Annotated in this window: 17 protein-coding genes; 9 read left to right on the top strand and 8 right to left on the bottom strand. The window is 53.2% G+C overall.

Annotated elements, in window-relative coordinates; translation table 11 throughout:
* The first annotated feature begins 35 nt into the window (after positions 1 to 35).
* From DES29_RS07100 to DES29_RS07085, 4 genes are read left to right on the top strand one after another with little or no spacing between them, the layout of a single operon-like run.
* Positions 36 to 971, top strand: coding sequence for an ABC transporter permease (locus DES29_RS07100; protein WP_005432043.1), 936 nt, complete (start codon positions 36 to 38; stop codon positions 969 to 971).
* Between the two features lie 11 nt (positions 972 to 982).
* Positions 983 to 1,867, top strand: coding sequence for an ABC transporter permease (locus DES29_RS07095; RefSeq protein WP_046446815.1), 885 nt, complete (start codon positions 983 to 985; stop codon positions 1,865 to 1,867).
* Positions 1,864 to 3,513 (top strand): ABC transporter ATP-binding protein, encoded by a 1,650-nt coding sequence (locus DES29_RS07090; protein ID WP_021994754.1) that lies wholly within the window; start codon positions 1,864 to 1,866, stop codon positions 3,511 to 3,513. Before DES29_RS07095 ends, DES29_RS07090 begins: the two co-directional genes overlap by 4 nt.
* Positions 3,514 to 3,540: 27 nt before the next feature.
* Positions 3,541 to 4,713, top strand: coding sequence for an amidohydrolase (locus DES29_RS07085; protein ID WP_021994753.1), 1,173 nt, complete (start codon positions 3,541 to 3,543; stop codon positions 4,711 to 4,713).
* A 298-nt stretch (positions 4,714 to 5,011) separates the two neighbouring features.
* Here the strand turns inward: DES29_RS07085 and DES29_RS07080 are convergent, their stop codons facing one another.
* The 4 genes from DES29_RS07080 to DES29_RS07065 form a co-directional block, all read right to left on the bottom strand.
* A complete protein-coding gene (locus DES29_RS07080) occupies positions 5,012 to 6,496 on the bottom strand; it encodes an FAD-dependent oxidoreductase (protein ID WP_016474897.1) in 1,485 nt (494 codons plus the stop codon).
* 136 nt (positions 6,497 to 6,632) lie between these two features.
* A complete protein-coding gene (locus tag DES29_RS07075; RefSeq protein WP_113854653.1) occupies positions 6,633 to 8,063 on the bottom strand; it encodes an FAD-dependent oxidoreductase in 1,431 nt (476 codons plus the stop codon).
* Between the two features lie 2 nt (positions 8,064 to 8,065).
* The gene (locus DES29_RS07070) at positions 8,066 to 8,725 is read right to left on the bottom strand and encodes a response regulator transcription factor (RefSeq protein ID WP_016474895.1); all 660 of its coding nucleotides are present in this window, start codon (positions 8,723 to 8,725) and stop codon (positions 8,066 to 8,068) included.
* A gap of 7 nt (positions 8,726 to 8,732) precedes the next feature.
* The gene (locus DES29_RS07065) at positions 8,733 to 10,583 is read right to left on the bottom strand and encodes a sensor histidine kinase (RefSeq protein ID WP_021994751.1); all 1,851 of its coding nucleotides are present in this window, start codon (positions 10,581 to 10,583) and stop codon (positions 8,733 to 8,735) included.
* A 778-nt stretch (positions 10,584 to 11,361) separates the two neighbouring features.
* Between DES29_RS07065 and DES29_RS07060 the strand changes: the two genes are divergently transcribed.
* The gene (locus DES29_RS07060) at positions 11,362 to 11,883 is read left to right on the top strand and encodes a winged helix-turn-helix domain-containing protein (RefSeq protein WP_021994750.1); all 522 of its coding nucleotides are present in this window, start codon (positions 11,362 to 11,364) and stop codon (positions 11,881 to 11,883) included.
* On the opposite strand, the gene potE (DES29_RS07055) is transcribed toward DES29_RS07060, so the two are convergent.
* The 3 genes from potE (DES29_RS07055) to speF all read right to left on the bottom strand — a co-directional run bounded on the left by potE (DES29_RS07055) (position 11,877) and on the right by speF (position 17,056).
* Positions 11,877 to 13,163, bottom strand: coding sequence for a putrescine-ornithine antiporter (gene potE / locus DES29_RS07055; protein ID WP_236578895.1), 1,287 nt, complete (start codon positions 13,161 to 13,163; stop codon positions 11,877 to 11,879). The genes DES29_RS07060 and potE (DES29_RS07055) overlap by 7 nt on opposite strands.
* A gap of 279 nt (positions 13,164 to 13,442) precedes the next feature.
* A complete protein-coding gene (gene potE / locus DES29_RS07050; protein ID WP_021994748.1) occupies positions 13,443 to 14,789 on the bottom strand; it encodes a putrescine-ornithine antiporter in 1,347 nt (448 codons plus the stop codon).
* A 77-nt stretch (positions 14,790 to 14,866) separates the two neighbouring features.
* Positions 14,867 to 17,056 carry an ornithine decarboxylase SpeF gene (gene speF, locus DES29_RS07045; protein ID WP_005432060.1) on the bottom strand — a complete coding sequence of 730 codons (2,190 nt, stop codon included), beginning with the start codon at positions 17,054 to 17,056 and terminating at the stop codon, positions 14,867 to 14,869.
* A 693-nt stretch (positions 17,057 to 17,749) separates the two neighbouring features.
* Between speF and DES29_RS07040 the strand changes: the two genes are divergently transcribed.
* Positions 17,750 to 19,297 (top strand): Na+/H+ antiporter NhaC family protein, encoded by a 1,548-nt coding sequence (locus tag DES29_RS07040; protein ID WP_005432061.1) that lies wholly within the window; start codon positions 17,750 to 17,752, stop codon positions 19,295 to 19,297.
* Positions 19,298 to 19,843: 546 nt separating this feature from the next.
* Here the strand turns inward: DES29_RS07040 and gluQRS are convergent.
* Positions 19,844 to 20,737 carry a tRNA glutamyl-Q(34) synthetase GluQRS gene (gluQRS, locus tag DES29_RS07035; protein ID WP_113854652.1) on the bottom strand — a complete coding sequence of 298 codons (894 nt, stop codon included), beginning with the start codon at positions 20,735 to 20,737 and terminating at the stop codon, positions 19,844 to 19,846.
* 537 nt (positions 20,738 to 21,274) lie between these two features.
* Here gluQRS and cadB point away from each other — a divergent pair.
* The 3 genes from cadB (at position 21,275) to lysS (ending at position 26,668) form a co-directional block, all read left to right on the top strand.
* Entirely contained in the window at positions 21,275 to 22,717 is a 1,443-nt protein-coding gene (gene cadB / locus DES29_RS07030) for a cadaverine/lysine antiporter (RefSeq protein WP_337388117.1), read from the top strand.
* A 126-nt stretch (positions 22,718 to 22,843) separates the two neighbouring features.
* A complete protein-coding gene (locus tag DES29_RS07025; RefSeq protein WP_005432065.1) occupies positions 22,844 to 24,979 on the top strand; it encodes a lysine decarboxylase LdcC in 2,136 nt (711 codons plus the stop codon).
* A 171-nt stretch (positions 24,980 to 25,150) separates the two neighbouring features.
* Positions 25,151 to 26,668: a lysine--tRNA ligase gene (gene lysS / locus DES29_RS07020; protein ID WP_016474885.1), complete on the top strand. Its 1,518-nt coding sequence runs from the start codon at positions 25,151 to 25,153 to the stop codon at positions 26,666 to 26,668.
* Positions 26,669 to 26,753 lie beyond the last annotated feature (85 nt).

The following is a 26,753-nucleotide window of genomic DNA, read 5'->3' as shown; positions in this document are numbered from 1 at the left end:
AGACTCCCGCTCTAAAAGAGAATAGGAGACCAGACATGTTCATTCTTCGAAGGTTCCTGGCCTTCATTCCAGTCGCACTGATCGTCGCGCTGATTGTTTTCCTGATGCTCCATTTGTCGCCGGGCGACCCGGTAGCGGCCATCGCGGGCGATTCCGCCACGGCTGCCGACATTGCCCGCATCCGCGCCGAGCTGGGACTGGACGATCCGCTGCCCGAACAGTTTGTGCGCTGGTGCATGGAACTCATTCAGGGCGACCTCGGCCGCTCCTACTTTCTCAACCGGCCGGTGGCGGATCTGATCGCCGACCGCGTTGGTCCGACATTGTCACTGGCGGGCTTCACGATCGTTCTCACCGTTCTCATTGCCGTTCCGCTCGGCGCTTGGGCGGCTTACCGCCAAGGCGGCTGGGTTGACCGTGCCTTGATGGGTTTTTCTGTCCTGGGTTTTTCCATTCCGTCCTTCGTGCTGGGCTACTGCTTCGTATGGCTTTTTGGGTTAAAGCTCAATTTGCTGCCGTCGCAGGGCTACGTCCGCTATGACGAAAGCATTGAGGGGTGGATCTCGCACCTGATCCTGCCGTCTCTCACGCTCTGCTGCATCTATGTGGCGCTCATCGCGCGCGTTACGCGCGCATCGGTGGCGGAGATGCTTACGGAAGACTTCATCCGTACAGCCCGCGCCAAGGGCATCACTGAAATGCAGGTGCTGCTCGGCCATGCGCTTCGCAATGCTGCGGTTCCCATTGTCACGGTCGTAGGCGTCGGCATCGCGATTCTGATCGGCGGCGTTGTGGTGACGGAGATTGTTTTCGCCATCCCCGGGCTCGGCAGTCTCACGATCGATGCGGTGATGTCGCGCGACTATCCGCTCATTCAGGGCGTCACGCTCTTTTTCTCGATGCTCTACATGTTCATCAACCTGCTGATCGATTTGAGCTACACGCTCTTTGATCCGCGGATCCGCGAGTGAGGAGACTGGGAATGTTTAAGAACGCTCTGCGCAAAGTCTTCGCCAACGGTTCCGTCCGTCTCGGCGGCGGCGTGCTGCTCCTTTTGATTTTGATGTCGATTTTTGCGCCCTGGCTCGGGACAATCGATCCGACGATGCTCGATCCGGGCAGTCAGAACCTGCTGCCCGGCACGACGAATATCTTTATGACGCTCGACGGCGACGAATTCGAGCACTTCTTCCTGATGGGATCAGACTCGCTTGGCCGAGATATCTGGAGCCGCACGCTCTACGGCGGCCGCGTTTCCATCACGCTCGGCATTTCAGTGGCGCTCCTCGCGGTTTTCTTCGGTACGGTTGCCGGCCTCCTTTCGGGCTATTTCCGCTGGGTGGATGCCGTGATGATGCGCGTGATGGATGGCTTTATGTCCATTCCGGCTATCCTCTTCGCGATCAGTTTGATCGCTATGTTCGGCAACGCTTTGGTCATTGTGGTGACCGCCATCGCCATTCCGAGTATTCCGCGCATTGCCCGACTGGTGCGCTCCGTTGTGCTGTCGGTGCGAGAGGAACCTTACGTTGAAGCGGCAATTGCCTTGGATACGCCGGTGTGGAAGATCCTTCTGCGTCACATTCTCCCCAATGCCACAGCGCCGCTCATCGTGCAGGGCACCTATGTTTGTGCCGAAGCCATTCTGGTCGAAGCCATTCTGTCCTTCCTGGGGGTCGGCATGCCGGTTGAGGCAGCGACTTGGGGGAACATCATGGCCGAAGGGCGCAGCCAATTTAATGCGTATCCGCACATGGTGCTGCTGCCCGGCATCTTCCTCGTTCTCACGATCCTTTCAGTCAATATTCTCGGTGACGGTCTGCGCGATTCACTGGACCCGAAGTTCTCGAAGCGGAGCGACAAATGACGGAATCTTCTCTCAGGGCTCAAAAGCTCCCAGTGCTTGAGGTCGAAGACCTTGCCGTAAGTCTGCCGCCGGGCGGCGATCGTCCGAATGCCGTTGAGCACGTCTCCTTCACGGTCAATGAGGGTGAGGTGACGTGTCTGATCGGCGAGTCGGGGTCTGGGAAATCTGTTATCGCTTCAACGGTTATGGGACTGCTGCCGAAGGGACTCGCACCGGCCGAGGGTTCGGTGAAGCTCCTCGGGATGGATCTCTTTCGCCGAACACCAGACGAAATACGCCGGCTGCGGGGCGCCAAGATGGCCATGGTTTTTCAGGAACCGATGACCGCTCTGAATCCGGTGATGACCTGCGGCGATCAAATGGATGAACTCCTCAGAGCACACGTCCCGATGGGACCATATGAACGCCGCATCCGTATTCTTGACCTCTTCGAGGAGGTGCGGCTTCCGGATCCGCCGAGAATTTTCCGCTCATATCCGCATCAGCTTTCGGGCGGACAGCGTCAGCGCATTGTGATTGCAATGGCTCTCTTGCTTAAGCCCGATCTGCTGATCTGCGACGAACCCACCACCGCGCTCGATGTGACGACGCAGGCGAGTATTTTGAAGCTCATTTTGGAACTTCAGAAGAAGAACGGCACGGCGGTCCTTTTCATTACGCACGACTTTGGCGTAGTGAGTGAAATTGCTGATCAGGTCGTGGTGCTCGAACTCGGCAAACAGATCGAAACGGGACCTGCCAACGCGGTTCTGCAGCATCCGAAAGAGCCGTATACCCAGAAGCTTATCAATGCGGTGCCGGAATTAAAACCCCGTCGCCGCCCGCCGGTTGACGGCAATCCGACCCTTCTGGAAGCGAAGAATGTGGTGAAGACCTATACGCTCGGAGGCTTTTTTACCGGGCGGGTCAAGGTGCGCGCACTAAAGGGCGTCTCGGTCCGTCTTCGCCGCGGTGAAACCATCGGCATTGTCGGCGAGTCGGGCTCGGGCAAATCGACTTTTGCCCGCTCAATTGCTCGTTTGATTGATCCGACTTCGGGTGAAGTGTGGGTGAATGGGGAGAATGTGGCCGCGGCTCCCAAGCGCAAGCTCCACGGTCTTCGCCGCCGGCTGCAGGTGGTCTTTCAGGATCCGTACCGTTCGCTCGATCCCCGTATGACGGTGGGTGAATCCATTGTGGAAGGTCCCGTCAACTTTGGGGTTCCCAAGGAAGAAGCTTGGAAGCGCGCGCAGGAATTTATGAAGATTGTTCGCCTGTCGCCCGACGCACTCAATCGTTATCCGAATCAATTCTCCGGCGGTCAGCGTCAGCGCATTTCGATCGCCCGCGCACTCGCCTGTGAGCCTGAAATTCTGATTTGCGACGAAGCCGTTTCCGCGCTCGACGTTTCTGTGCAGGCCGATATCCTGAAGCTCTTGGAAGAAATTCAGGTGAAGCTTGGCATCGGCATCCTCTTCGTCACACACGATCTGCGTGTAGCGAGTCAGATTTGTGACGATGTGATTGTCATTCGCCGCGGCGAATGCGTGGAATCGGGTCATGTGCAGGATGTCTTTTTCCACCCGCAGCACGAATACACCAAGTCTCTTATCGCTGCAGCACCGGGTACGAACTACCCGTTCGGCCGTACTGCGCATCTTTTCTGATTTTTCTTTTTCCTGAGGCGTTTAACCATGAACAAGATTTTGGAGACGCTCGAAGCTGAGCGTGAAGAGCTTGCCGATTGGCGGCATGATTTCCATATGCATCCCGAGCTCGGTCTTGAAGAAACGCGAACGGCCGGGATCGTGGCGCAAAAGCTTCGCTCCTGGGGTATTGAAGTGACTGAACACGTCGGCGTAACGGGGGTCGTCGGCGTGATTAACGGCGATCTGGGGCCGGGACGTTCGATCGGTCTGCGCTGCGATATGGATGCGCTTCCCATTACGGAGTGTTCGTCGCAGTCTTGGAAGTCGACCGTCAAGGGCAAAATGCATGCCTGCGGTCATGACGGCCACACGACGATGCTTTTGGCTGCCGCGCGTTACCTTTCGCAGCATCGGAACTTTCGCGGCCGCGTCGTTCTGGTGTTCCAGCCGGCCGAAGAAGGTACGGGCGGCGCCTTGGCCATGATTAAAGACGGCCTTTTTGAACGCTTCCCCATGGATGAGATCTATGGGATGCACAACTGGACGGATGTTGAGCCCGGTACTTTCTCCGTGAAGAGCGGCGCTGCTATGGCAGGGTCGGACTTTTTCACGATCAAGCTTCACGGCAAAGGGGCGCATGGTTCCGCTCCGCAGCTTTCGGCGGATGCGGCTTTGGCGGCATCTCTCGTCACCGTGGCCTTGCAGCAGATCGTTGCGCGTAATGTTGCGCCGCTTGATTCAGCGGTGGTGTCGGTCACCAAGATCCATACGGGATCAGCCTTCAACATCATTCCGCAGGAAGCTGAGCTCGGCGGCTGCACTCGATTCTTTTCAAGCGCAACCGGCGCGTTGCTTCGCCGCCGAATCGAAGAAGTGGCCGTATCGACTGCCGCCGCCTGCGGCGTTAAAGCGGAGGTGGAGTTTGAGTCCATTTATGCGGTTTTGGATAATGTCCCTCAGCTCGCTGAAGCCATGAAGAAGGCTGCTGCTGCAGTTGTTGGTGAAGCCAAAACTCAGTGGGCTGCGAATCCGCAGATGGGGAGTGAGGATTTCTCCTTTATGCTCGAAAAGGTGCCGGGCGCCTACTGCTTCTTGGGCGGTCAGGCTCCGCACGGCGCAACCAATCTGCACAATCCCTCCTTTGACTTCGACGACCGTGTTCTGCCGACCGGCGCAGCCATTTGGGTAGAACTCGCGATGGAGCGTTTGGCTGTCTGAAGGGTTTTAAGCAATACCAATCTGGACGGCGGATGTGCTCAGTAGACGACAAAGAGATAAGTGGAAGACCGTATGTCGACTGTAAGCTGTCGGTATGCCAACTATCTTTTTGAAATGGCAGGTTCCTCAGGTATCTATTAAACAGTCTTAGTCACTAACCATAAAGATTAGATCAATAATCCTTCTATATTGCAGCAATAGTTGTTGATTCATGTTTCTCGGATGTGTCATATGAAAGCAGCCTCGATCCCATGTAAGGACCGAGGCCGCAGCTGCAGATTAATTTAGATTAGTAAAGTTATTCACCCTTTGCGACCGCAATACCCGTCAAGCGCCCAAAAGTGAAAATATCGCAGATGGCATTGCCGCCGAGACGGTTGGTACCGTGGATACCGCCCGTTAATTCGCCGACCGCATGGAGATGCGGAATGATATGGCCTCGGCGATCAATGACCTGGGTCTTGGAGTTGATCACAATGCCGCCCATGGTGTGATGTACGCTCATGCCTGCATAGCCCGCGTAAAAAGGTGCACGTTCAATTTTTCGCAGCATCTTCGGAGCCTTGCCGAGTGCATCCTTTTGAGCGTCGACGCCGGCGTTAAAGTCATCGATCGTCTTCTTAAGAACTGCGGGATCTACCTTCATTTTCGCAGCGAGCTCTTCGATCGTGTCGGCTTTCCAGGCGTCTCCGGTTTCAAATCCTTTAAGGATGCCCGCTTGATGACCGGGATTCGTCTCATCAAAACCGTTTTGGTCAATGATAGAAAAGGCGGTCTGCTTTGGCAGTGAGAGGACTGCATCACGGATGACGTCGCGGCGGGAATCTTCAGCGACGAAGCGCTTGCCGGAAAGATCGACCATGATGAAGTTGCGCACGATGAGGTGCATGATGATGCGGTGCGAACGGCCCGGAGGGCAGCCAGGATTGCATTGGATGAAGTCCATGCCTGTTACTTCGGCCCCGATGTCCTGCAGAAGCGGGATGAGATCACCCGTCGCTCCGGGTTGATTCGTCGTCGTCAGGTTCAGCATACGCGGGTCGTGCAGAGCGCGCATTTGCGGATTGGCACCAAAGCCACCAGCTGCAGCTACGACGGAAAGGGTTGCTTCAATGACGTGCTTTTTACCGGATTTATCTACATATTCAACCCCCGTTACCTTACCTTCCAACGGCGATTCGCGCAGGACTCGAACGACTCGGGAGTTAGTGCGGATTTCAATACCTAGCTTGTCACACTGTGCTTTCAGTACCTTGATGTAGTCCGAACCGAGCGAACCGTAGGGGGCATGGCAACGCGGATAGAGACCGCCATAGATTTGGTAAACATTCGGTTTGAACTTCATGCCGATGGACTCAAGCCATTGAATGGCTGCGTAAGAGTTTTCCGTCATAGCGTGAACGAGTTCCGGATTGGCACGTCGGTCCCCACCGTCATAGGTGTTTTCGAAATGTAGTTCAGGAGAGTCCTTGATGCCCTGAGCTTGCTGTCGGGGCGGATCGTAACTGTTGAAGCCGCCGCCGGAGATGGCAGTGTTTCCGCCGAGGAATGCCATCTTTTCCAAAACGAGGATGCGCTTGACACCTTGTTGCTTCGCCATAACGGCCGACGAGAGACCTGCACCACCCGATCCAATCACAACGAGATCAAAGCTTTCATCGAATTTTGGCGCGGCACAGATGTTGAGATCTGAAGTGGTTGCTGCATGTGCAGTGGCGGCACCATACACAGCGGCGGCGCCAGCTGCTCCGGCGAGCAAATGGCGGCGGGAAACTTGAGTCATGGTCATCTCCTTTTCAGAGGTTTTCTTTCAAAACTGGAAAGAACCTGAATGAACACAAGAGTCATTCTCGGCAGTCTTGCCTGTAAAGTCCTCACTACATGGTTGCATTGACAAACTCAAAAAAAGCGAGAAGCAATTAGCCGCAAAGAGCGGCTTCTCTTCCCGCAATCGTGCCGAATACAAGTGCATCATTGATGCCATTTGCTCCCATTCGATTAATGCCGTGAATTCCGCTCGCAGCCTCTCCGGCCGCATAAAGTCCAGGAATGATCTGGTCTGCATCATCGAGCACCTGGGCCTGAGGAGAGATTTTCAGGCCGCCCATCGTATAGTGGATCGTCATCGCGGCATAGCAACCCCAAAAGGGCGGTTCGACAATGAGATGCCTGAGTTCCCGAGGAGATTTTCCAAAACGGTCACACTTTCTATGAACTCCATCGTTATAGTCTGCAACCGCAGAGACAACTGCTTTTGGCGGAAGCTTCATCATTTTGGCAAGTCCTTCCAAAGTGCTGCTGGACCAGGCGTCTCCCGTTTCAACACCAAGAACAGCTTCTTTTTGGATGAGAATGTCATAACTTCTTAGACCGGCAGCATCTGTAATGGAGTAAGCAATGCCTCCAGGGAGGGAAAGTACAGTGTCACGCAGGACATCGCGGCGTTCATCTTCTCGGCAGAATCGCCGACCGGACGGGTCAACGAAAATGAAGCGGCTCACATCGTTGTGAAGTCTTACGCGATGTTTGCGGTCTGCCGGGCAGCCGGGCAGGCATTGAATTTCTGCCATGTCAATGAGCTTTGCACGGCAGTCTCGTACGGCGATTTCTAGCATTTCGCCGGTAGATCCTGGAGTGTTGTCGGTAGTCAGCATGGCGAGTTTGGGTTGGTACCGAGCAACCATCTTTGTATTAGCTCCAAACCCGCCCGAGGCGATGATGACGGCGTTGGCGCGCATCTTATAAATCTTCTTGTGAGATGTGTATCGGACAGCAGAAACGTTTCCGGCGGGGTTGAGGATTAAGCCCGTCACCTGACAGTTTGTACGGATTTGAGCACCGCGTCTTAAGGCTTCGGAATGAAGTGCTTGAATGTACCCAACACCGTTCGGCATCATGGGCTTGTGACAACGCGGCCAGTGTGCACCGTAGATTTCAATGACATCGGGTTGAAAGCGCATTCCTAGAGATTCAAGCTGTTCGAGCATTGCGCCCGCGCCACGAGCCAGGATTTGTGCCAGTCGAGGATCGGATTTATCGCCGCCGCTTTCGAGAATATCGGCTGTGAAGCGCTCAATTGAATCCGAAATGCCTTGTGGAATCTGCCGCTTAGGATCTACTGCTGCATAGAACCCACCCGAGATCAGCGTATCGCCACCGACTGCGTTTTGCTTTTCTAAAACTGTGACTAAAGCACCGCACCTTGCTGCTTCAGCCGCTGCGGCGAGACCTGCGCCTCCCGCCCCAATGACGACAACATGCGGTTGTTTGGGTTGACGAGCCGCTTGAACACAGGGAAGTGCACAGGAACTGAGACCCGCTGCCAGCAATAATTTTCGGCGGTTTGGCATGTTCAGTCTCTGTGCGCAGTGATCGGGAAGATCACATTGGGGATGTTATCGAGCATTTTCAGAAATTCTGCGATTTCGATTGCTGAGCGTAGACCGAGTTTTTTCGAAAGGTTTGCGCGATGCGTTTTTACGGTTTGTTCGGAAATATTGAGATCTATTGCTGTCTGTTTATTGAGTGCTCCAGCGGCAATTCTTCGGCAGATTTCCTGCTCTTTCGGTGTGAGTGTGTTGAAGCGTTCGCGAGCTTTGCGACGCATATCCAGTTCTCTACAAAGCGAACAGTGCCAATGAACGAGATTTCTCACGCTTGATTGCAGAACTTCGGGTTCAATCGGTTTGGCGACAAAATCCGCTGCACCACGTTTAAGTGCCATTACTGCTGCAGCCATGTCGCCGTGTCCTGTGAGAAAAAGAATTGGAATCGTTGATCCCCGGTTTTTGAGTTCCAGTTGTAATTCGAGTCCGCTCATACCCGGCATACGAATGTCAAGTACGATGCAGCCGGGGCGCTCAAAGTCGGAAAATTTCAGAAAATCCTCCGCACTTTCATATTCTTCGGTTTGGTGTCCATCGATTTGAAGCACAAAAGCAACGGACTCTCGAACCCGGTCATCATCGTCGACAATGCGGATAACAGGCGAAAGTTGTGATGCAGCAGTCATTTCTGAGTTACTCCTGACGAGTTGACAGAACCGTTTGATCTTCTAATCCTGTGGCTGCTGTAGGCAATATGACTTCAGCACATAGACCGTCGGCGAGCCGCGTAAAGGAGATGCGACCTCCGTGTCGTTCGACGATCGCCTTTGCCAGAGATAATCCAAGACCAAGGCCGTCTTTTTTCATGCTGGTGAGTGGTTCGGTTAAATGCGCAAAGACAGCTTCAGAGAGTTGCGGACCGAAATCACGAATGGAGAATATGACCTTATTGTTTTGCTGATCGATAGAAAGATCAAGCTGTTTGGAGGGCGCATCTGCCATTGCGGCCGCACTGTTCTTCATTAAGTTAAAGAGCACAAGTTCGATTTCAAGTTTGTTCACTTCAATAAGCGGGTTGTGCTTGATGACAACTCTCGTGCGTACTTCTTCAGACGTTGATGAGTGTTGAAAGGTTTTGAGAGCGGCTTCAAGCGCTGTGGATGCTTTGAGACAGATGCGCGGAGAGTCTTCGTCTTTTGCATAGGAGCGGACGCGTTCCACGATGGCTGCGATCCGATGAGCTTCTTCGGAGATGGCTTCAGATGCTCGACATATGGCAGGGTCCTCTTGAAACCGTTGATTGACGCACATTCTTAAACCACCAGCGAAGTTGAGTATTGACGTTACAGGCTGGAGCATTTCATGGGCAAGCATGCCAGACAGTTGGGAGACAATGCCCGCACGCTCCATCTGAGAGAGTCTTGTTCGACTGATCCGCGCTTCCTTCTCTAAATCCAACTGACGGGCAAGCGTCTCACGTAACTGCCGTGTTCTTACGTTGACTAAAATTTTTGTATACACAGAATGAATGAGAAGGGCGGCGATGAGGCCAGCAAAACCAAGAAGATGGGGGAGATATTCTTCACGGACAGCCTGCCAATTGAGCTCTCTCAAATAGGCATAAGGTCCAAGCTTCAAGCTTCGGTAGAGTTGGTCAACGCCAACAAAATCTCCGGCGGCACCCCATGAGAATCCTTTATGAGATGGAGGTTGGTTAAGGAGCGCCATCGTAAGTTTTTTCAGAAACGAAGGATCTCCTCCCGAAGTCGAAGCAAATACGACGTTCGGATAGAGCGGGGCAGATCGGAGGCAAGCTAATCCATCAGTTTTTTGTGCTTCTATGACGCGTAAAGCTGAAGAACGGAAATTTCGAGAGGTCAGAAGCTGCTCAAAGTCACAGGCTTTAAGGATGCCGACATCTGCTTCGCCGGCTAGGACGAGCTCTGCAGCGTTTGGTGACCGGTATTCGGTGAAGAGACGCTTTCCCCAGAAATTTGTTGGGTTGAAGCCTTTGTCGGCAAGAACTGCCTGAATGATGAGCCAACCTTCAAAGCTCTTCGGTGATTCTGCAACAACAGTTGTACCTTTCAAATCCTCAAAGACCTTCAAATCGTGCCGATCCGCTCGAACAATCACAACGGAGCTGGATGCTTTTGAAGGATCTTTTGCTAATGGGCGTGTACGCACGGCTATGTCTTTGGCACCGTGCGTACGCGCTTCATAGGCGTAGAGGCCGCTGTCGGACATGAAGAAGTCAATGCGCTTTTCTCGGATGACTTCAGAGAGTGCTTCCATCGACAGGGTTTCTGTTTTGAATGCAACATTGGGAAAGACAGCTCGCAGGTGAGCCATCGTCGGCCCCATCGTTTCAACAAAAAACTCCGGATCCAATGTTTCTTCAATACCGATGCGAACAGTTTTTTGAATTGACTCTTCGCATGTACTGATTGCCGCATAGGTGGGCACAGAGATAGAGAGTAGCACTCCCAAAAGTGTGGATATTGCTGTTAGAAGGCGAGACAGGATGAGGGTGAATCCAATCATAGATGAGCGACAGTCAGTGCTGCGGTAGGTTCATTGGTGCCTCATGGCTCCGAAGTGAATTCCACATTCATCAGTTTGAAAAGTATTTTGGATTTGAATTCGTCTCAGCTAGAAGGAGGATTTCTCTAAGTACTCTACTGTAACAGCGATAGTGCTGCTTAAAGGATAAACTTTATTGGGTTGCTCAGCATCTCCATTACAGGACACTGCATCAACGGAAAATTTACTCTTGAAGCATTGTTAGCATCAAAAGACAATTACCTTGCTGTACCGTTATCTCTGTCAATTTAGCGGTTAATGTCCGCTCTAAAGCCTTGATGAGCTCCTGTCTAGGAACTACGCTTGAAGATATTTGATGATTACCATCTCGGATGCGTCAAGTATTATCGATTCAAAGCTGAGTGTCTCCGAGCTATTTTCAACCATTACTTGGTTGGCTCGTATCTTCTCGCTAGGACACATATCACAGGTCCATTGGGGCTGGAGTGAGAAAGGTTAGGCAAACTGTGGGTGCTGCATTTAGGGAAACTACGGACACTTTAAGTCACTCAAGATACATCGAAAACGGTGATTGCGTTATTTCCCTGACTATGCCGGGCGAAAGAGCTGAGATAGAATGACGTCATTATGTATAACAGCTTGTTTTTGAAGCAATAAAGAGAGACAGGCATCTGCAATAACAGGGATTTTCAGCTGGGAAACGCGCCGATTTTCGTCGGTGATTATGAGTAAACTAGATAGTTTCACTTAGCTGATGGGACCTGCAGAGGGAGTAGCCATGTTGGGCGAAATTTGGAAAATTGGAGATTGGTCGGTATTTCCGGCTGAGAATACCCTTCGTCGCGACGGGTCGGAGGTGAAAGTTCCGCCGCGTCTGATGGACGCTTTAATTTTCTTCGCTCGGCATCCCGACCATGTGATTTCGCGAACGGAATTGGTTGCGCATCTCTGGAACCGTTCTGTAGTGACGGATCAAACCGTCACGCAGAACATTTTCGAACTCCGCAAAGCGCTTCGCGATGGACGCGGCCGGCAAGAGGCGCCGGAATACATCGCGACAGTGCCGAAGCGCGGTTATCAGCTCGTCGTTGATGCAGAGCTTCTGCGCACTGCGCAGACCGAGGAGCCGCAGCCGGATGCCGTTTCTGTTGAAGGTGCTTCTGAAGCTAAATTAGGCCCGCCTGCACAAGCGGCTGCAGGACAAACCAAGTCTCAGGGGAAGCGTTCTAAATTCATGGATTTTGCTCGCTCCTTCCTCCTGGATGAAGTTGAACTTGGCTTCAAAAAATATCCTTATTGACTCGCTGACAGCCGACCTTTGAGCATGCCGTAATAGACCCAGCTGAGGCACACGAGTACGGTGCCGATTTTCATGGTGTCAAAGTTCAGACAGTAGAGTGAACCGAGCAGCATCACAATTGCCGCGGTGGCAATCGTATGAATCGTTTCCCGCCGTTTGGGCGATGTGCACTCGGCTTTGGCCAGTGCGAAGCTCCCGCTCATGCAGATCACGAACGCAAAGAGCGTGATGAAGACGGCAAGGTCGGTAAATTGCTCATAGATCGTGAAGGTCGAGGGGCTCAGGATCGGCAGGCAGAGAAGACTTTGCACGCCGGTAAGCAGAATGAGTCCCTTTACGGCGGCATCATGTTTATTCATTTGGCCGAAGATCGACGGGAAAAAGCCGGCATGAGCGGATGACGCAAAAACGCGTGCCATGGTGAACTGCCAGGAAACGAGAGATCCGGCGCATCCCAGCCAGAGCAGACAAGAAACGACAGCACCCGATGTTCCGCCGAAAAGTGCGGCATAAACCACGGCAAATGGCGCATCAGACTGAAGGATGACCGCATTGGGAACCAGACCAGCCGTCAGATTGGTGGTTGCGATATAGATGAAGGCCGTTAGAAGTGTGGCGCAGATAACGGCTTTAGGCACATTCTTTTCCGGATTTTCCACGGATTCAGCATTGGCACAGGCCGATTCCAAGCCAAGGAACGCCCAAAAGGTCATTGAAATGCCCGACGATACCGCATCGAGCGTTGGAATTTGATGGGGATTCCAATTGGCCGCATAGAGCGCCGGATCAAACCAAAAGCCGCCTACAACGACAAGCGTAATCAAGGGCAGCAAGAGCGCCCAGACGAAGATGCCGGTGATGCGGCCGGTGATGTACGGGGAGCGGAAGGTGAGAAGCGAGGCGATCCATAAAAGGAGCACGCAGCCGATGCAGGCAAAAACGGATGAAAATGGGAGATGGAACCAGCTCAGCCCATAGCTTACGGCTGCCAGAGAGATGGCAATGTTGCCGAAGACGAGGGAAATGGCATAAGCATAGTTGACGATAAAAGCGCCGGGCTCGCCAAAGGCATATTCGGCAAAGCCGCCCAATCCTCCCAATTTTTTCGACAGCATGCCGCATTGGGCGAATACGTAAGCCACTGCTCCCGAGGCGAGGGCAGTGACAATCCATGAAAGCATTGAAATGGCGCCGATTTCGGCAAATTTTGCCGGAAGCATGATGATGCCGGCTCCCATCATGCTTAGGGAGGTTAGAAGCGTGAGCTGCGTCACGCTCATTTTTCTTCTTGACATATGCACCCTCAAAATGTTTGGAAAGTCGGCAGCGCTCAAAACATACCGAAGCTCATCACTTCACGGAGCGATGGATGTTTTATTTGTATACGCGTGGAATATGTGAGCTTACGATTATTGCAGGAACTCGATCATAGCGTCTTTGATGACAAATGAAAATCACTGTGAGACAGTCAATGGACGGCTGCCACCCGCGAAATATCGAGGGTGGCAGCCTTCGTTTGAGAGGCATCGAAATCAGATGCTTCAATGGGTATTTAGAAATTAATCGTCAGCGGCAGCACTCAGCGTAACGTTGGACTTATGGTTGTGCTTGAAGAGCTTTTCAGCAGCCAGACCATAGAAGAACCAGCCGGCGAATGTGGCGAGTGCACCGTACATCATGGCTTCGAAGCCGGCAGCGTAGAGCGCGTAGAGGCTGTACACCGTGCCGATGAAGGCCATGATCTTGACCCATTTCGCCTGACTGCCCGTCACGCCTTCGGCCTTGAGCATCACGAACACGGCAGCCATCGAGAGAAGGTACGGCATGACGTTGGTGACCACAGCGAGGTCAACGAGCGTATTGAACTGGCGATAGAGGGAGGGGCTGATCGTCATGAAGGACATGAGCGTCTGAACCGAGACGATGATCGTCATGCCAAGAACCGGCGCGTCATCCTTTGTGACCTTGGAGAACCACTTCGGGAAGTAGCCTTCGTCGGCAGAGGACTTGAAGACGCGGGCGATCGTGAACTGCCAGGACAGAAGCGAACCGGAGCACGACAAGATCATCAGACCCATAACGATCTGGCCCACGGTGCCGTTGAACATGGTTGCGAACACCAGACCGAAGGGAGCGGTCGACTTCACGAGTTCAGCGTTGTCAACGATACCGGCAGCGACGTTGGTCGAAAGGATGTAGATCACGGCGACGCCGAGCGTTGCGCCAAGCACAGCCTTCGGAACGTTCTTTTCAGGATTGTCGACGGCTTCGGAGTTCGCGCAGGCAGATTCCAGACCGAGGAAGGACCACAACGTCATGGAAATCGAGGCGCTGACGGCATCGAAAGCGGGCAGATTATGCGGATTCCAAGCGGCAGTATACGTGTCAGGGTTGAACCAGAACCAACCGAATACAGAGATGCCGGCAACCGGAATGATGACGCCCCAAGCCGTGAAATTGGAGATGAGGCCGGTGATCTTGGCGCCCTTGAAGTTGAGAACCGTGCAGATCCAAAGAACCGCGATTGTCAAGAGGCAGGTTTCAAACGGCGTCGTATTGAGGCCGAAGAGTGCAACGGCATAACCGACGGCCGAAATGGCAATGGCGATGTTCGCAATCAGGAGCGAAACGCAATAGGCGTAGTTGGCCAGGAACGAGCCCGATTTGCCGAAAGCATATTCAGCATATCCGCCCATGCCGCCGCGATTGCGCGAAAGCATGCCGCATTTTGCGAAAGCGTAGGCGAGAGCCGTGGAGCCGCCGGCCGTGACCAGCCAGGAAATAATTGAGAAAGTACCGACTTCAGCAAGTTTCGTCGGGAGCATGATGATGCCGGAGCCCATCATGTTAAGGGCTGTTAGGAGCGTAAGCTGCGTTACGCTCATTTTGCTCGAGGAACCGGACATAAGTTGTCACCTCATTGTTGTTGGGATCAGATTTGGGCGGCCGCAGCGGCAGCCGCCCAAATTCGGCTGGTTAGTGATTAGCCTTCAATGCCGAGTTCGGCAGTGCGTTCTTTGGTCAGCACGTAGCCGTAGGCACGCTTGCGTCCATCCGGATCCTTCTGGATGTAGACGCCCTGGAGTTCAGGTGCAAAGCCCGGGCAGCGATTGATGCCTTCTTCAAGCGCGAGGAAGTACTGCAGGACGGAATTGCCCCAAACTTCACCCGGGACGCAGCAAAGCACACCCGGCGGGTAGGGCAGAGCGCCTTCTACAGCGATGCGGCCTTCGGCCTGTTCAAGCGGCACGAGCTCGGCGTTGCCGCGGATGAACTCGAAGTGAGCCTGCTGCGGATCGAGCGCACGGCGCGGGAAGTGCGAACGGCGGAACATTTCCTTTTGCAGCTGCTTGACGTTGCGGGACTTATAGAAGTCATGCATTTCCTGGCAGAGGCGGCGGATGGTGTAGCCGTGGTAGCGCTCTTCATTGGCGTAGTAGATGGAGGGCAGCACATCAACCAACGGCGCATCGGCGTCGAGGTATTCCTCAAAGCGAGCGATCTGGGTGATGAGGTGTTCCATCTTGGCCATGTCTTCGGCCGGCGTCATCAGGAAGAGAATCGAATTCAAGTCGCACTTTTCCGGAACGACAGCGTTTTCGCGCAGGAAGTTCGCAAGAATCGTGGCGGGAACGCCGAAGTCGGCATAGTGTCCCGTTTCGGCATCGATGCCCGGGGTGGTGAGCAGCAGCTTGCACGGATCGACGAAGTACTGACGATCGCCGTAACCTTCGAAGTTGTGCCACTTCGCTTCTGGTTCGAATTCGAAGAAGCGCAGGTTGTGCGCGATTTCCTCCGTGGGATATTCACCCCACGGCTTGCCGTCGATCAGTGCCGGGACGAAGGGCTTGATGTACTTGCAGGTCTTCATGAGCAGCTTGCGGGCTTCAATGCCCACGCGGACGCAGTCCGCCCAAAGGCGCTGACCGCTCATGCCTTCGTGCATCTTCGCATTGACGTCGAGCGCCGCAAAGAGCGGGTAGAAGGGCGAAGTGGACGCGTGCATCATGAAGGCGTTGTTGAGGCGCTTATGCGGGCAGTAGCGGCTTTGGCCCTTGATGTGGCTGTCCTTCTTGTGGATCTGCGAGGTCTGCGAGAAACCGGCCTGCTGCTTATGCACGGACTGCGTCACGAAGATGCCCGGATCTTCAGGTCCGAGATCGAGAAGCAGCGGCGAGCAGTCCTTCATCATCGGGATGAACTGTTCATAGCCCACCCAGGCAGAGTCAAAGAGGATGTAGTCGCAGAGGTGACCAATGCGGTCGACGACCTGACGAGCGTTATAGATCGTGCCGTCGTATGTGCCGAGCTGGATGATCGCAAGGCGGAACGGACGCTTGGCTTCTGCTTTTTCAGGACGCACTTCGCGGATCATGTCGCGCAGGTAGTGCTCTTCGAAGCAGTGTTCATCAATACCGCCGATGAAACCGTAGGCATTGCGGGCCGTTTCAAGATAAATGGGAGTGGCGCCGGCCTGCAGCAGGGCACCGTGGTGATTGGATTTGTGATTGTTGCGGTCAAAGAGCACCAGATCGCCCGGTGCAAGCAGAGCGTTGAGCACAACCTTGTTGGAGGCTGACGTGCCGTTGAGCACGAAATAAGTCTTGTCGGCGTTGTAAATACGGGCAGCTTTTTGCTGAGCAAGGCACGGTGCACCTTCATGAATCAGCAGATCGCCCATCGAAACGTCGGCGTTGCACAAGTCGGAGCGGAAGACGTTTTCGCCGAAGAATTCAGCAAATTCGCGGCCGGCAGGATGACGGCGGAAGAAGGCGCCGCCCTGATGTCCCGGGCAGTCAAACTGGGCATGGCCGTTGCCAACATATTCTTCGAGGCTGCCGAAGAACGGCGGGAGGACGGTGTCCTCATACTTCTGCGCAAGGGTGTCAATCTGACGGCCATAGAGCTTGGCATCGTCACTCTTGCGGTCAATGATGCTGGCTGCACGGCCAATCAGGCAAGGATCTACTTTGCCGCCTTCATTCAGGATAACAACAGGAATGCCGAAGGCGTTCGACTCAATCTGCTCAAGTTTGCCGGCGAGGGCCTCATCGGCCGTCATGACGGCGATGGAAACCTGGGTGAAGTTGGCGTTGTCGAAGTCGATGACTTCGCGTTCGCATTCAAAAGCTGAACGACTGGCTTCAGTGGCGGCAACATAGAGTTTGCGCATAGGAAAGTCCTCTTTAAGGGCTGTCTTTCTAATATTTTTTAGAAAAACGTATTAAGGCTTTTAAGTATTTTGCGATTGAATGAATTCAGGTGTTTGGAGAACGGGATTTGAAGGTTTCGTTCAATCGCTTAATGCTTGAGGTGAATCCTAGGCTTCCATCAGGAAAGAATCATTAGTGTAATTTCTGAGGAATTTCTTATTTACGTATTAATCCATAAAAATCAACATGTTGATGTGACAATATTTAATTTTAAAGTGCTGTTTAGAAGAATTAGTTTGATGGGATATTGTTCTTTATGAAGGTTTATGAGAAGGACTTTTAAAGTGTCAACGTGACATCATCAATGTATCAACATATTGATATATATGAAGTAAAATATAAATACAGGTGTCTTTAGGAGCGTGTTTGCTGCTGTGCGGCAAGGGCGGATCAGCAAGTGAATAGAAAATTTCCTTGTTTTCAATGGTGATTATATTTTCATTGATCTTGCGGGCTATATAAATATATTTTTATTGATCGTTAACCTTGATATTTTCTTGGTATTGGAGTTTGTAAGATGTGGGGGTCTCTCCTTTTGTGTGGATGGGCCAGCACTTTTTTATCACTATGAAAAACATCAACCCGAGCACTCTCTGATGTTGTAAATGTCTGGTGGTGAAATGTGCTGGCCTTTTTTTTAGGAGCTTCGCGTAATGGAGCCTTTTAATGCGGGTTGGTTGTCATTGCTGCCTCCCGCGGCTGCGATTGTGGCTGCGTTGATCAGCAGGGAAGTTATTTCTGCGCTGCTTGTCGGCATTCTTACAGGAGCGGTTATCTACACAAGCTCTACGGGGGGCGGCGTCATCATCGGCAGTCTGGATGCTGTTTTTTCGATGATGGTGGCGACGCTTGAATTCAAAATCCTCATATTCACGTCACTCTTAGGTGCGGTGGTTTATTTGGTCTCTCTGTCGGGCGGTTCAAAAGCCTATGGGGAATGGGCCGGGCGGCGAATGAAGACGAAGCGGAAGTCCTTGCTTTCGGCTTGCGGGCTTGGCTGTCTTGTGTTTATTGACGACTACTTCAGCTGCTTATTTGTCGGCACTGTGATGAAGCCTCTGACCGACCGCTGTCGAGTAGCTCGTGCCAAGCTGGCATGGATCGTTGACTCAACGGCAGCTCCCGTTTGCATCATTGCGCCGGTGTCCTCATGGGCAGCTGCGGTAGCGGCTTCGTTGAAAAGCACGCCGCTCGAGGATCAGTCCATGGCTGCGTTTATGGCGGCTATCCCATGGAACTTCTATGCGATTCTCACCATTGCGCTTGTGGTATTTCTGATTTGGCGGGGCAGAGATTTCGGTCCCATGCTGACCGCTGAAGCTGAGGCAGAGAAAGCGGAGAACCTCACGCAGGATGAAGAGCAGACCGAGTCGACTGGGAACGGCGGGCTTCTGGAAATGATTTTCCCGATTGCGCTGCTTCTCATCTTTTCCTTCGCTTCGCTTTTATATTCGGGCGGTTTTTGGTCAGATGGCCCGACAAAGTATCAATTCGGCGCGGCGATCGGCGCATCGTCATCTTCTTCGGCGCTCTGCTGGGCTGGGTTTGGCACGCTCGCTGCGACCATATTGCTCTACGTGCCGCGCCGCGTCCTTTCATTTACGAAGTGCATGGACGGCGCCGTGAACGGCATGAAGCTGATGCTGCCGGCCAACATCATCCTGGTGCTGGCGTGGACGCTCTCGGGGATATGCCGTGATCTATTAATGTCAGCGCAGTACGTTGAAGGGCTGGTTACAAGTTTTGGCGGCGATGTGATGCAGCTCTTCCCCTTCATCTGTTTTGCGGCAGCCTGCGTGCTTTCTTTTGCAACCGGTGCTTCCTGGGCGACTTTTGGCATCCTCGTTCCGATTTTGGTGCCGATTGCATATGCCGTGGATCCGTCAATGGTCTTTGTTGTGTTGGGTGCCGTGCTGGCTGGTTCTGTTTTCGGCGACCACTCCTCACCCATCTCAGATACTTCAGTGCTTTCGGCTGCAAGTTCAGGCTGTCCGGTAATGGAACATGCGGCAACGCAGCTGCCCTATGCGCTGCTCACGGCCTTTGCTGCCGGCGCCGGTTATTTAACGGCGGGATTGACGAATGGGAGTCTTTTGCTCTCCTGGAGCACTGCGGCTGCCGTGCTGAGCGGCGGACTGTGGCTCACCTTGAATCAGCGCAAAGCGGCTGTGCGGCCCATCGCAACGGTTGACGAGGTTTGATGGCAGAAATGATTTTGAGTCTGTGAAAGGCGGACGTGCGGATGGTTGGGACCCGCACGTCTGCCGCACAGCTTCTTCGGATGGGCGTTAATCGTGAGCTTTAGGTGCTCCATAAGGCTGAACGATTAACGTCCTTTTTTTCACTTTGCAGTCTAAGAACTCACACAGTCAATTCTGCGGCATCAATAATGCCGCAGCTGAAATTCTGCAAATTTAAGTCCGATCTCAACAGCAAAGATGATGATTGCGACCAGGGCAGATGGATTCGAGGGATATCCAGCTATCCGGCCTGTTGTGAAGAAGAGCTCTGCCCGCAGAACACCAGGCAAGCAGCTGCAGTGGAAACTTACCGCACTCAAAGACCATGCGGTTGAGCGGAAATATCAATTAATTTCACTGAAAATGAATCGATGAAGCACGATTTTTCAGCATCGTGCGGTATCTGCCTGCTCGGAAGAGGCGGGCATCGATCGAAATGGCTCGGCATCACTATCCAATTCCTTGTGTTGGAAGAGCATGATGACCGTTCTGCCTCTTGCGTTTGAATCAGCGGCCCCAGCGTTCTTGCCACAACGGCACGGCTTTTTGGAGAAAACTCGATACTGAATCGGCGCCCAATCGTTGAAATCCCAGATGTTCGAACGCTGCTTCGAGTGCAGGCAATGGTTCTTCATTATCAATGGGGGCTGCACCGGCCTGTTTGGACAGTTTTTCCCCGCGGTCATTGAGCACGAGTGGGATATGGAAATAGCGCAATGGTGCGGCGCCGAGCGCTTGGGTGAGCAATATTTGCCGCGGCGTGTTGTCTATCAGATCCGCACCGCGCACGATGTCGGTGACGCCTTGGTAAAGATCGTCAACGACGACGGCAAGCTGATAGGCCCAAAACCCGTCGGCGCGCTTCAGAACGAAATCTCCCACGGTTTTCTCAACATTTTGCAGATAGTCGCCTAAGCGACGGTCATGGAATCGGACATTGCCTGCGGGCACGCGGAATCGAAGTGCACGCACTGGGCGCTCCTGAGTGCCGTGTCGACAGGTGCCCGGATACACGCCAATCGGCAGACCCAATGCTTCGTCAGCGAGCTGAATTTCTTTGCGTGAGCAGGCGCAGCCGTAGATAAAGCCCTCAGCAGTCAGTTTGGCGAGCGCGTCCGCATAGGCCTTTAAGCGGTCATGCTGCCAGAGAATGGGCTCATCAGAGGTCATGCCAAAGCGTGCCAACGCTTTAATGATGGCTTCTCCGGCTCCGGGTACATCTCGCGGAGGGTCAATGTCTTCAATGCGCACGAGCCATATCCCGCCATGCGCACGAGCGTCAAGCCAACTGGCCAATGCCGCAGCAAGACTCCCGGCATGAAGCCGCCCGGTAGGAGACGGCGCGAATCGTCCTCGATAGGGAATTGAGGTGGGTGCCGGTGAAAGGTTGGCTGTCTGCATGAGGTTCGAGGCTTTGGAGATGAAGAAGGAACTTTATGCCTAAGGTCGTCAGTACTGCAAGTCTATGAAATTTATTTATTTTGAGCATTCATCACAGCAAAAATGATTTGGCTAATAAGTTAAAGAAATAAAGGCCTGTCTATTCTTTTTAGAAAAATGTTTTAAGGGTCAATTGGAATTGCGTTAATTGCAGTTTTACGGTCTTGGTGTTAACGCTTAATTGTTAACCCAAAAGGTCCTTTAATTGTCTATTGTAATGAATGAAAATATAAAGTTTGGGTGATGCATTCCTATTGTTTGGAATTAATCAGGAAGATATCTTTATCAATATGGCGTTAATTTAGTATCAATAATCTGTCTATTTCAGAAAAAGATAGGTTTTATGAGGACTGTTATATGAAATTGATATCAATTAACTAGTTGAAATATATGAAATATACATAACAATCGACAAATGTTTGTTATGTGATTGCTTTTTTATATTTCTATGAGGCTTTAAAGGCCCTAAAAGTTCAATATTGCTGCAACAGCTTCAGCATGGTTCGGCGAGAAGAAGGAAGCCGGTTCGTTTTGAAGATGTTGTTTCATCAACTTCTGGGGCACAAAATGTCATCTGGGAAAAAAATCGGACTATTTGCATGTACTGGCATTGTTGCCGGTAACATGATGGGTAGCGGCATCGCCCTGCTTCCCTCAAATCTCGCCAGTATTGGTTCTGTTGCACTGTTTGGTTGGCTGATTGCTATGTTTGGCGCGTTGGCGCTTGCATATGTATATGCCCGTCTATCTACAGTGAATCCGCAAAGCGGCGGTCCTGTCGCTTATGCGGGTGAAATTAGCCCGGCCTTCGGGTATCAAACCGGCGTGCTTTATTACCACGCCAACTGGATCGGCAACCTTGCAATTGCAATTACTGCTGTTTCCTATCTCTCAGTCTTCTTCCCAATTCTCAATCATCCCATTCCTGCCGGCATTGCCTGCGTCGCGGTGGTGTGGTTCTTCACGATCCTCAACTTCTTCGGCGGCTCAATGATCGGCAAGGTCACTACGTTCGGCGTTATTGCGCTCCTTATCCCTGTTGTCGGCACGGCAACTTTCGGCTGGTTCTGGTTTGATCCCCAGCTCTACATGGATAACTGGAATGTCTCTGGCACGACTGACTTGGATGCTACCTGCCGCAGCGTTCTGCTGTGCCTCTGGGCCTTCATCGGTATTGAATCGGCCTCTGTCTCGTCCGGTCTCGTTGACAATCCTCGCCGTACGGTTCCGCTCGCCACGATGCTTGGCGCCTTGCTCGCCGGTCTCGTCTACATCGGTTCGTCTCAGGCTATCGCCGGCATGTTCCCGGCCTCTGTGACGGCTGCCTCGGGTGCTCCGTTTGCTCTTTCGGCTTCGCTGATGGTCGGTGACTGGGCTGCTCCGGTTGTGTCTGCCATCACGGCTCTCGCCTGCCTCACCTCGCTCGGCTCTTGGATGATGCTTGTTACTCAGGCCGGTGCCCGTGCCGCTCAGGAAGGCTATATCCCCAAGATCTACGGTGAACTCGACAAGAACGGTCTGCCCCGCAAGGGTCTGATCCTCTCGGCCACGCAAATGACGGTGCTTATGGCGGTCATCACGGCCATGAACGCAAGCGGCGGCTCTGCTTCTGACCTCTTCGGCATGATCACCGGTATCGCGGTTCTTCTCACGATGCTCCCGTACTTCTACAGCTGCGTCAACCTGCTGCGCATCGAAGGCGCAACGACCCGCAACGTTATCAGCTGCATCGCATCGGTCCTCGGCAGCGGATTCTGCTTCATCGCCCTGGCCGGCGCCGGTTTCAACCAACTGATCGCTACCTTCATCGTCAGCCTGGTCATCATGATGTTCTTCTCCTGGAAGAAGGGCAAGCTCCAGGCGACTGTCAAGGCTACTGCTGCAGAAGCTTCCGACAAATCCGAAGCTGGCAAAGCTGCAGTGCTCGTCGGCGACAACTAATCAGTCAACACCTCTTTCATCAACTTCTTCCTCTGGCTGGGGCTGCTCACTTTATGTGACGGATTGAGAGGGCAGGCCCAGCCCCTTCTGGTTTCACCACCACATCTCCCTTTGTGAGGTTTCATTATGAACATCATCGTTGAGCTCGTCTCGCCTGGTCGTTTCTTTAAAGACGCCCCGATTCACAGCCTGAATGAGTGCTTAAAAAAACGCGGGTTCGAAGTCGTATTTGCCGCCGATCAGGCGGATCTTGTTCGCGTCGTCGAAAATAATGCCCGCCTTGCCGGTGTGGTGATCGACTGGGAAGATTCTCCTCAGGAACTCTGCCAGCAAATTCATGATTTCAATGAATATCTCCCCGTTTTTGCTTTCTCGAGCTCCAACAGTGTGACGGATGCTACGTTCCAGCAGCTCTCACTGAATGTTGAATTCTTCGAATATGAAATTTCGAACGCTGCGGACATCGCCGTTACGATCTCCCAGAAGGTCGAGGAATACGAAAAGGCTGTTACGCCTCCGCTGACACGCGCATTGATGAACTTTGCCAAAGAAGGCAAGTACACATTCTGCACGCCGGGCCATATGAGCGGCACGGCCTTCCAGCACAGCCCGGTCGGCGCATTGTTCTATGACTTCTTCGGCGCCAATACCTTCAAGGCTGACGTTTCGGTTTCCGTGGGTGAACTCGGCTCTCTGCTTGACCACTCCGGTCCTCATCGCGATGCTGAGAAATACATCGCTGAGACGTTCAATGCTGACCGCAGCTACATCGTTACGAACGGCACGTCGACCGCCAATAAGATCATCGGTCTGTACTCCGCTCCGGCCGGCAGCACTGTGCTGATTGACCGCAACTGCCACAAGTCGCTCACGCATCTGATGATGATGAGCAATGTGATCCCAATCTATCTGCGCCCGACCCGCAACGCCTACGGCATTCTGGGCGGTATCCCGCAGAGCGAATTTAAGCACGAAACCATTGAAAAGCGTGTGAAGGAAACGCCAAACGCCACGTGGCCGGTTCACGCTGTGGTGACCAACTCCACCTATGACGGTCTGTTCTACAACACCGGCTTCATCAAGAATACGCTGGATGTGAAGTCGATTCACTTCGACTCCGCGTGGGTGCCTTACACCAACTTCAGCCCGATTTATCAGGGCCTCGCCGGCATGAGCGGTGGCCGTACAGAGGGCAAGGTGATCTACGAAACCCAGTCGACGCATAAGCTGCTGGCTGCGTTCTCGCAGGCTTCCATGATCCATGTGAAGGGTGAAATCAATGAAGCGACGTTCAACGAAGCGTTCATGATGCACACCTCCACGTCGCCCTTCTATCCGATCGTGGCATCGACGGAAACTGCTGCCGCTATGATGCGCGGCAACGTCGGTCACCGTCTGATTGATGAATCCATCGATCGTGCGATTCGCTTCCGTAAGGAAATCAAGCGTCTTCGCGAAGAATCCGATTCTTGGTTCTTCGACGTGTGGCAGCCCGAAAACATCGGCACGAAGGAATGCTGGGAACTCAAGCCCGAAGACAAGTGGCATGGCTTCCGCAACATCGATCAAGAGCACATGTATCTTGACCCGATCAAGGTCACGCTCCTCACGCCGGGTCTCAATGGCGACGGCACGATGGCTGAGCGCGGCATTCCCGCTTCGATCGTTTCCAAGTACTTGGATGACCGCGGCGTGATCGTTGAAAAGACGGGTCCCTACAACCTGCTCTTCCTCTTCTCCTTCGGTATCGACAACACGAAGGCGATGGGGCTGCTGCGTGAACTCTGCAACTTCCGCCGCGACTACGACCGCAATCTTGAGATCAAGGAAGCGATCCCGTCGCTTTACAAGAAGGATCCGAGCTTCTACGACGGCATGCGTCTGCAGGAACTGGCCCAGGGCATCCATAAGCTCATCGTTGAACACGATCTGCCGAACATGATGTTCCACGCGTTTGAAACGCTGCCGAAGATGGTCATGACGCCGTTTGATGCCTTCCAGCGCGAACTCAACGGTGAGGTTGAGGAAGTCCGCATTCAGGATATGCAGGACAAGGTCAATGCCAACATGATTCTGCCGTATCCGCCGGGAGTTCCTCTGGTTATGCCGGGCGAAATGCTCACGGCCGACAACCGCGCGGTGCTGGACTTCATGCTCATGCTCTGCGAAATCGGCGAGCACTTCCCGGGCTTCGAAACCGATATCCACGGTGCCTATCGTCAGCCGGACGGTTCCTACACCGTCAAGGTTCTGAAGATGTAAGGCTTCTAGGTTAGGCAGAGATCTGCTGGTGGGGCGGCGGACACATTTGTTGGGTTCCAATGTGTCCGCCGCCTGCAGCCCCATACGAGCAGTGGGATGCTGGAAGATCTCTGCCGCTTTTCACTCCACCAGAACCCAATCCATCAATCCCAACTTACATTAGGTGGCTACATGACTAACGAGAACATCTCGGTCACAGAAGTACAAAATGAAAATTCGGTTATTGCGGAACGCCGCGCCAAGCTCCTTAAGCTTCGCGAACACGGCGTCGCCTATCCGAATGACTTTGTCCGCAAGGATTTGTTCGGTGACCTTAACGAAAAGTACGGCAACAAGACCGCTGAAGAGCTTGCAGCGCTCGCGCCGAAGGTCGCTTGTGCAGGCCGTGTGATGCTCAAGCGAGTCATGGGCCGACTCACTTTTGCGACCGTCCGCGACTATACGGGGACAATGCAGTATTTCGTCCAAGAAAGCACGGTGGGCGAAGCCGCTTACGCAGATTTCAAGACGCTCGACCTCGGCGACATCGTTGCTTGTGAAGGTACGCTGATGCGTACTCAGGCCGGCGATCTGGCCATTAAGGTGACGTCATTCCGCTTGATGGCCAAGAGCCTTCGGCCGATGCCCGATAAGCACAAGGGCCTGCAGGACCAGGAATTCTGCTATCGCCGCCGCTATGTGGATTTGATGGTCAATGCCGAATCACGCGAGCGCTTTATCAAGCGTTCGAAGGCAATTGCCTCCATTCGCAATTTCATGCTGGCCAACGACTTCCTGGAAGTGGAAACGCCGATGCTGCATCCGATTCCGGGCGGCGCCAATGCACGTCCCTTCATCACGCACCATAATGCGCTGAATACTGAAATGTACCTGCGCATTGCGCCGGAACTTTATCTGAAGCGTCTGGTGGTTGGCGGCTTTGAACGCGTATTCGAAATAAATCGAAACTTCCGCAATGAAGGCATTGATGCGCGTCACAACCCAGAATTCACCATGATGGAATTCTACGCCACCTATTGGACCTATAAGGACCAGATGGAATTTACCGAAGCGCTTCTGCGACATGTCGCGCGTGAAGTGACCGGTTCGGCCATCGTGACGTATCAGGGAATGACGATCAATTTCGAGGAGCCCTTCGACAAGCTCACGCCGAAGCAGGCCATCTTGAAGTACAGCCCCGAATACACTGAAAGTCAGCTCGTGGACGAAGATTTCCTGAAGAAGGAACTTAAGCGTCTCGGTGCCGACGAGCAGATTGATCCGACGCTCGGCTCGCTGCAGATGGCGCTTTTTGACGAAACCGTTGAAAAGAAGCTCATCAAGCCGACCTTCATCATTGACTATCCGACGGAAATTTCGCCTTTGGCCCGCGCCTCGGATGTGAATCCGGACATTACGGAACGCTTTGAACTCTTCATTGCCGGCCGAGAAACCGCTAACGGCTTCTCCGAACTTAACGATCCGGATGATCAGGCAGCTCGCTTCCGCGCTCAGGTTGAACGCAAGGGACACGGTGACGATGAAGCGATGTATTACGACGCAGATTACGTGACGGCACTTGAATATGGATTGCCGCCAACCGCCGGGTGCGGCATCGGCATCGATCGCTTTATGATGTTGCTTACGGACGCACCTACGATTCGTGACGTCTTGCTCTTCCCCGCGCTGAGACCGGAGAGCAAGAATTGATCATTGAGTTGATTTTGTAAACGCAATGGCAGCCGCGCAGGAAAGTTTCTCCTGCGGGGCTGCTCTTGTTTGCGGCCAGAGGGCA

Source organism: Sutterella wadsworthensis (genome assembly GCF_003315195.1).
Lineage (GTDB): Bacteria > Pseudomonadota > Gammaproteobacteria > Burkholderiales > Burkholderiaceae_F > Sutterella > Sutterella wadsworthensis.
Note: the sequence above shows the minus strand (reverse complement) of the source record. Positions and strands in the feature narration are given on the sequence as shown.

Bases quoted from the DNA above. Each gene is read 5' to 3' on its own strand.
- DES29_RS07100 (WP_005432043.1), top strand. From the start codon at position 36: ATGTTCATTCTTCGAAGGTTCCTGGCCTTCATTCCAGTCGCACTGATC.
- DES29_RS07095 (WP_046446815.1), top strand. From the start codon at position 983: ATGTTTAAGAACGCTCTGCGCAAAGTCTTCGCCAACGGTTCCGTCCGT.
- DES29_RS07090 (WP_021994754.1), top strand. From the start codon at position 1,864: ATGACGGAATCTTCTCTCAGGGCTCAAAAGCTCCCAGTGCTTGAGGTC.
- DES29_RS07085 (WP_021994753.1), top strand. From the start codon at position 3,541: ATGAACAAGATTTTGGAGACGCTCGAAGCTGAGCGTGAAGAGCTTGCC.
- DES29_RS07080 (WP_016474897.1), bottom strand. From the start codon at position 6,496: ATGACTCAAGTTTCCCGCCGCCATTTGCTCGCCGGAGCAGCTGGCGCC.
- DES29_RS07075 (WP_113854653.1), bottom strand. From the start codon at position 8,063: ATGCCAAACCGCCGAAAATTATTGCTGGCAGCGGGTCTCAGTTCCTGT.
- DES29_RS07070 (WP_016474895.1), bottom strand. From the start codon at position 8,725: ATGACTGCTGCATCACAACTTTCGCCTGTTATCCGCATTGTCGACGAT.
- DES29_RS07065 (WP_021994751.1), bottom strand. From the start codon at position 10,583: ATGATTGGATTCACCCTCATCCTGTCTCGCCTTCTAACAGCAATATCC.
- DES29_RS07060 (WP_021994750.1), top strand. From the start codon at position 11,362: ATGTTGGGCGAAATTTGGAAAATTGGAGATTGGTCGGTATTTCCGGCT.
- potE (WP_236578895.1), bottom strand. From the start codon at position 13,163: ATGAGCGTGACGCAGCTCACGCTTCTAACCTCCCTAAGCATGATGGGA.
- potE (WP_021994748.1), bottom strand. From the start codon at position 14,789: ATGTCCGGTTCCTCGAGCAAAATGAGCGTAACGCAGCTTACGCTCCTA.
- speF (WP_005432060.1), bottom strand. From the start codon at position 17,056: ATGCGCAAACTCTATGTTGCCGCCACTGAAGCCAGTCGTTCAGCTTTT.
- DES29_RS07040 (WP_005432061.1), top strand. From the start codon at position 17,750: ATGGAGCCTTTTAATGCGGGTTGGTTGTCATTGCTGCCTCCCGCGGCT.
- gluQRS (WP_113854652.1), bottom strand. From the start codon at position 20,737: ATGCAGACAGCCAACCTTTCACCGGCACCCACCTCAATTCCCTATCGA.
- cadB (WP_337388117.1), top strand. From the start codon at position 21,275: ATGGTTCGGCGAGAAGAAGGAAGCCGGTTCGTTTTGAAGATGTTGTTT.
- DES29_RS07025 (WP_005432065.1), top strand. From the start codon at position 22,844: ATGAACATCATCGTTGAGCTCGTCTCGCCTGGTCGTTTCTTTAAAGAC.
- lysS (WP_016474885.1), top strand. From the start codon at position 25,151: ATGACTAACGAGAACATCTCGGTCACAGAAGTACAAAATGAAAATTCG.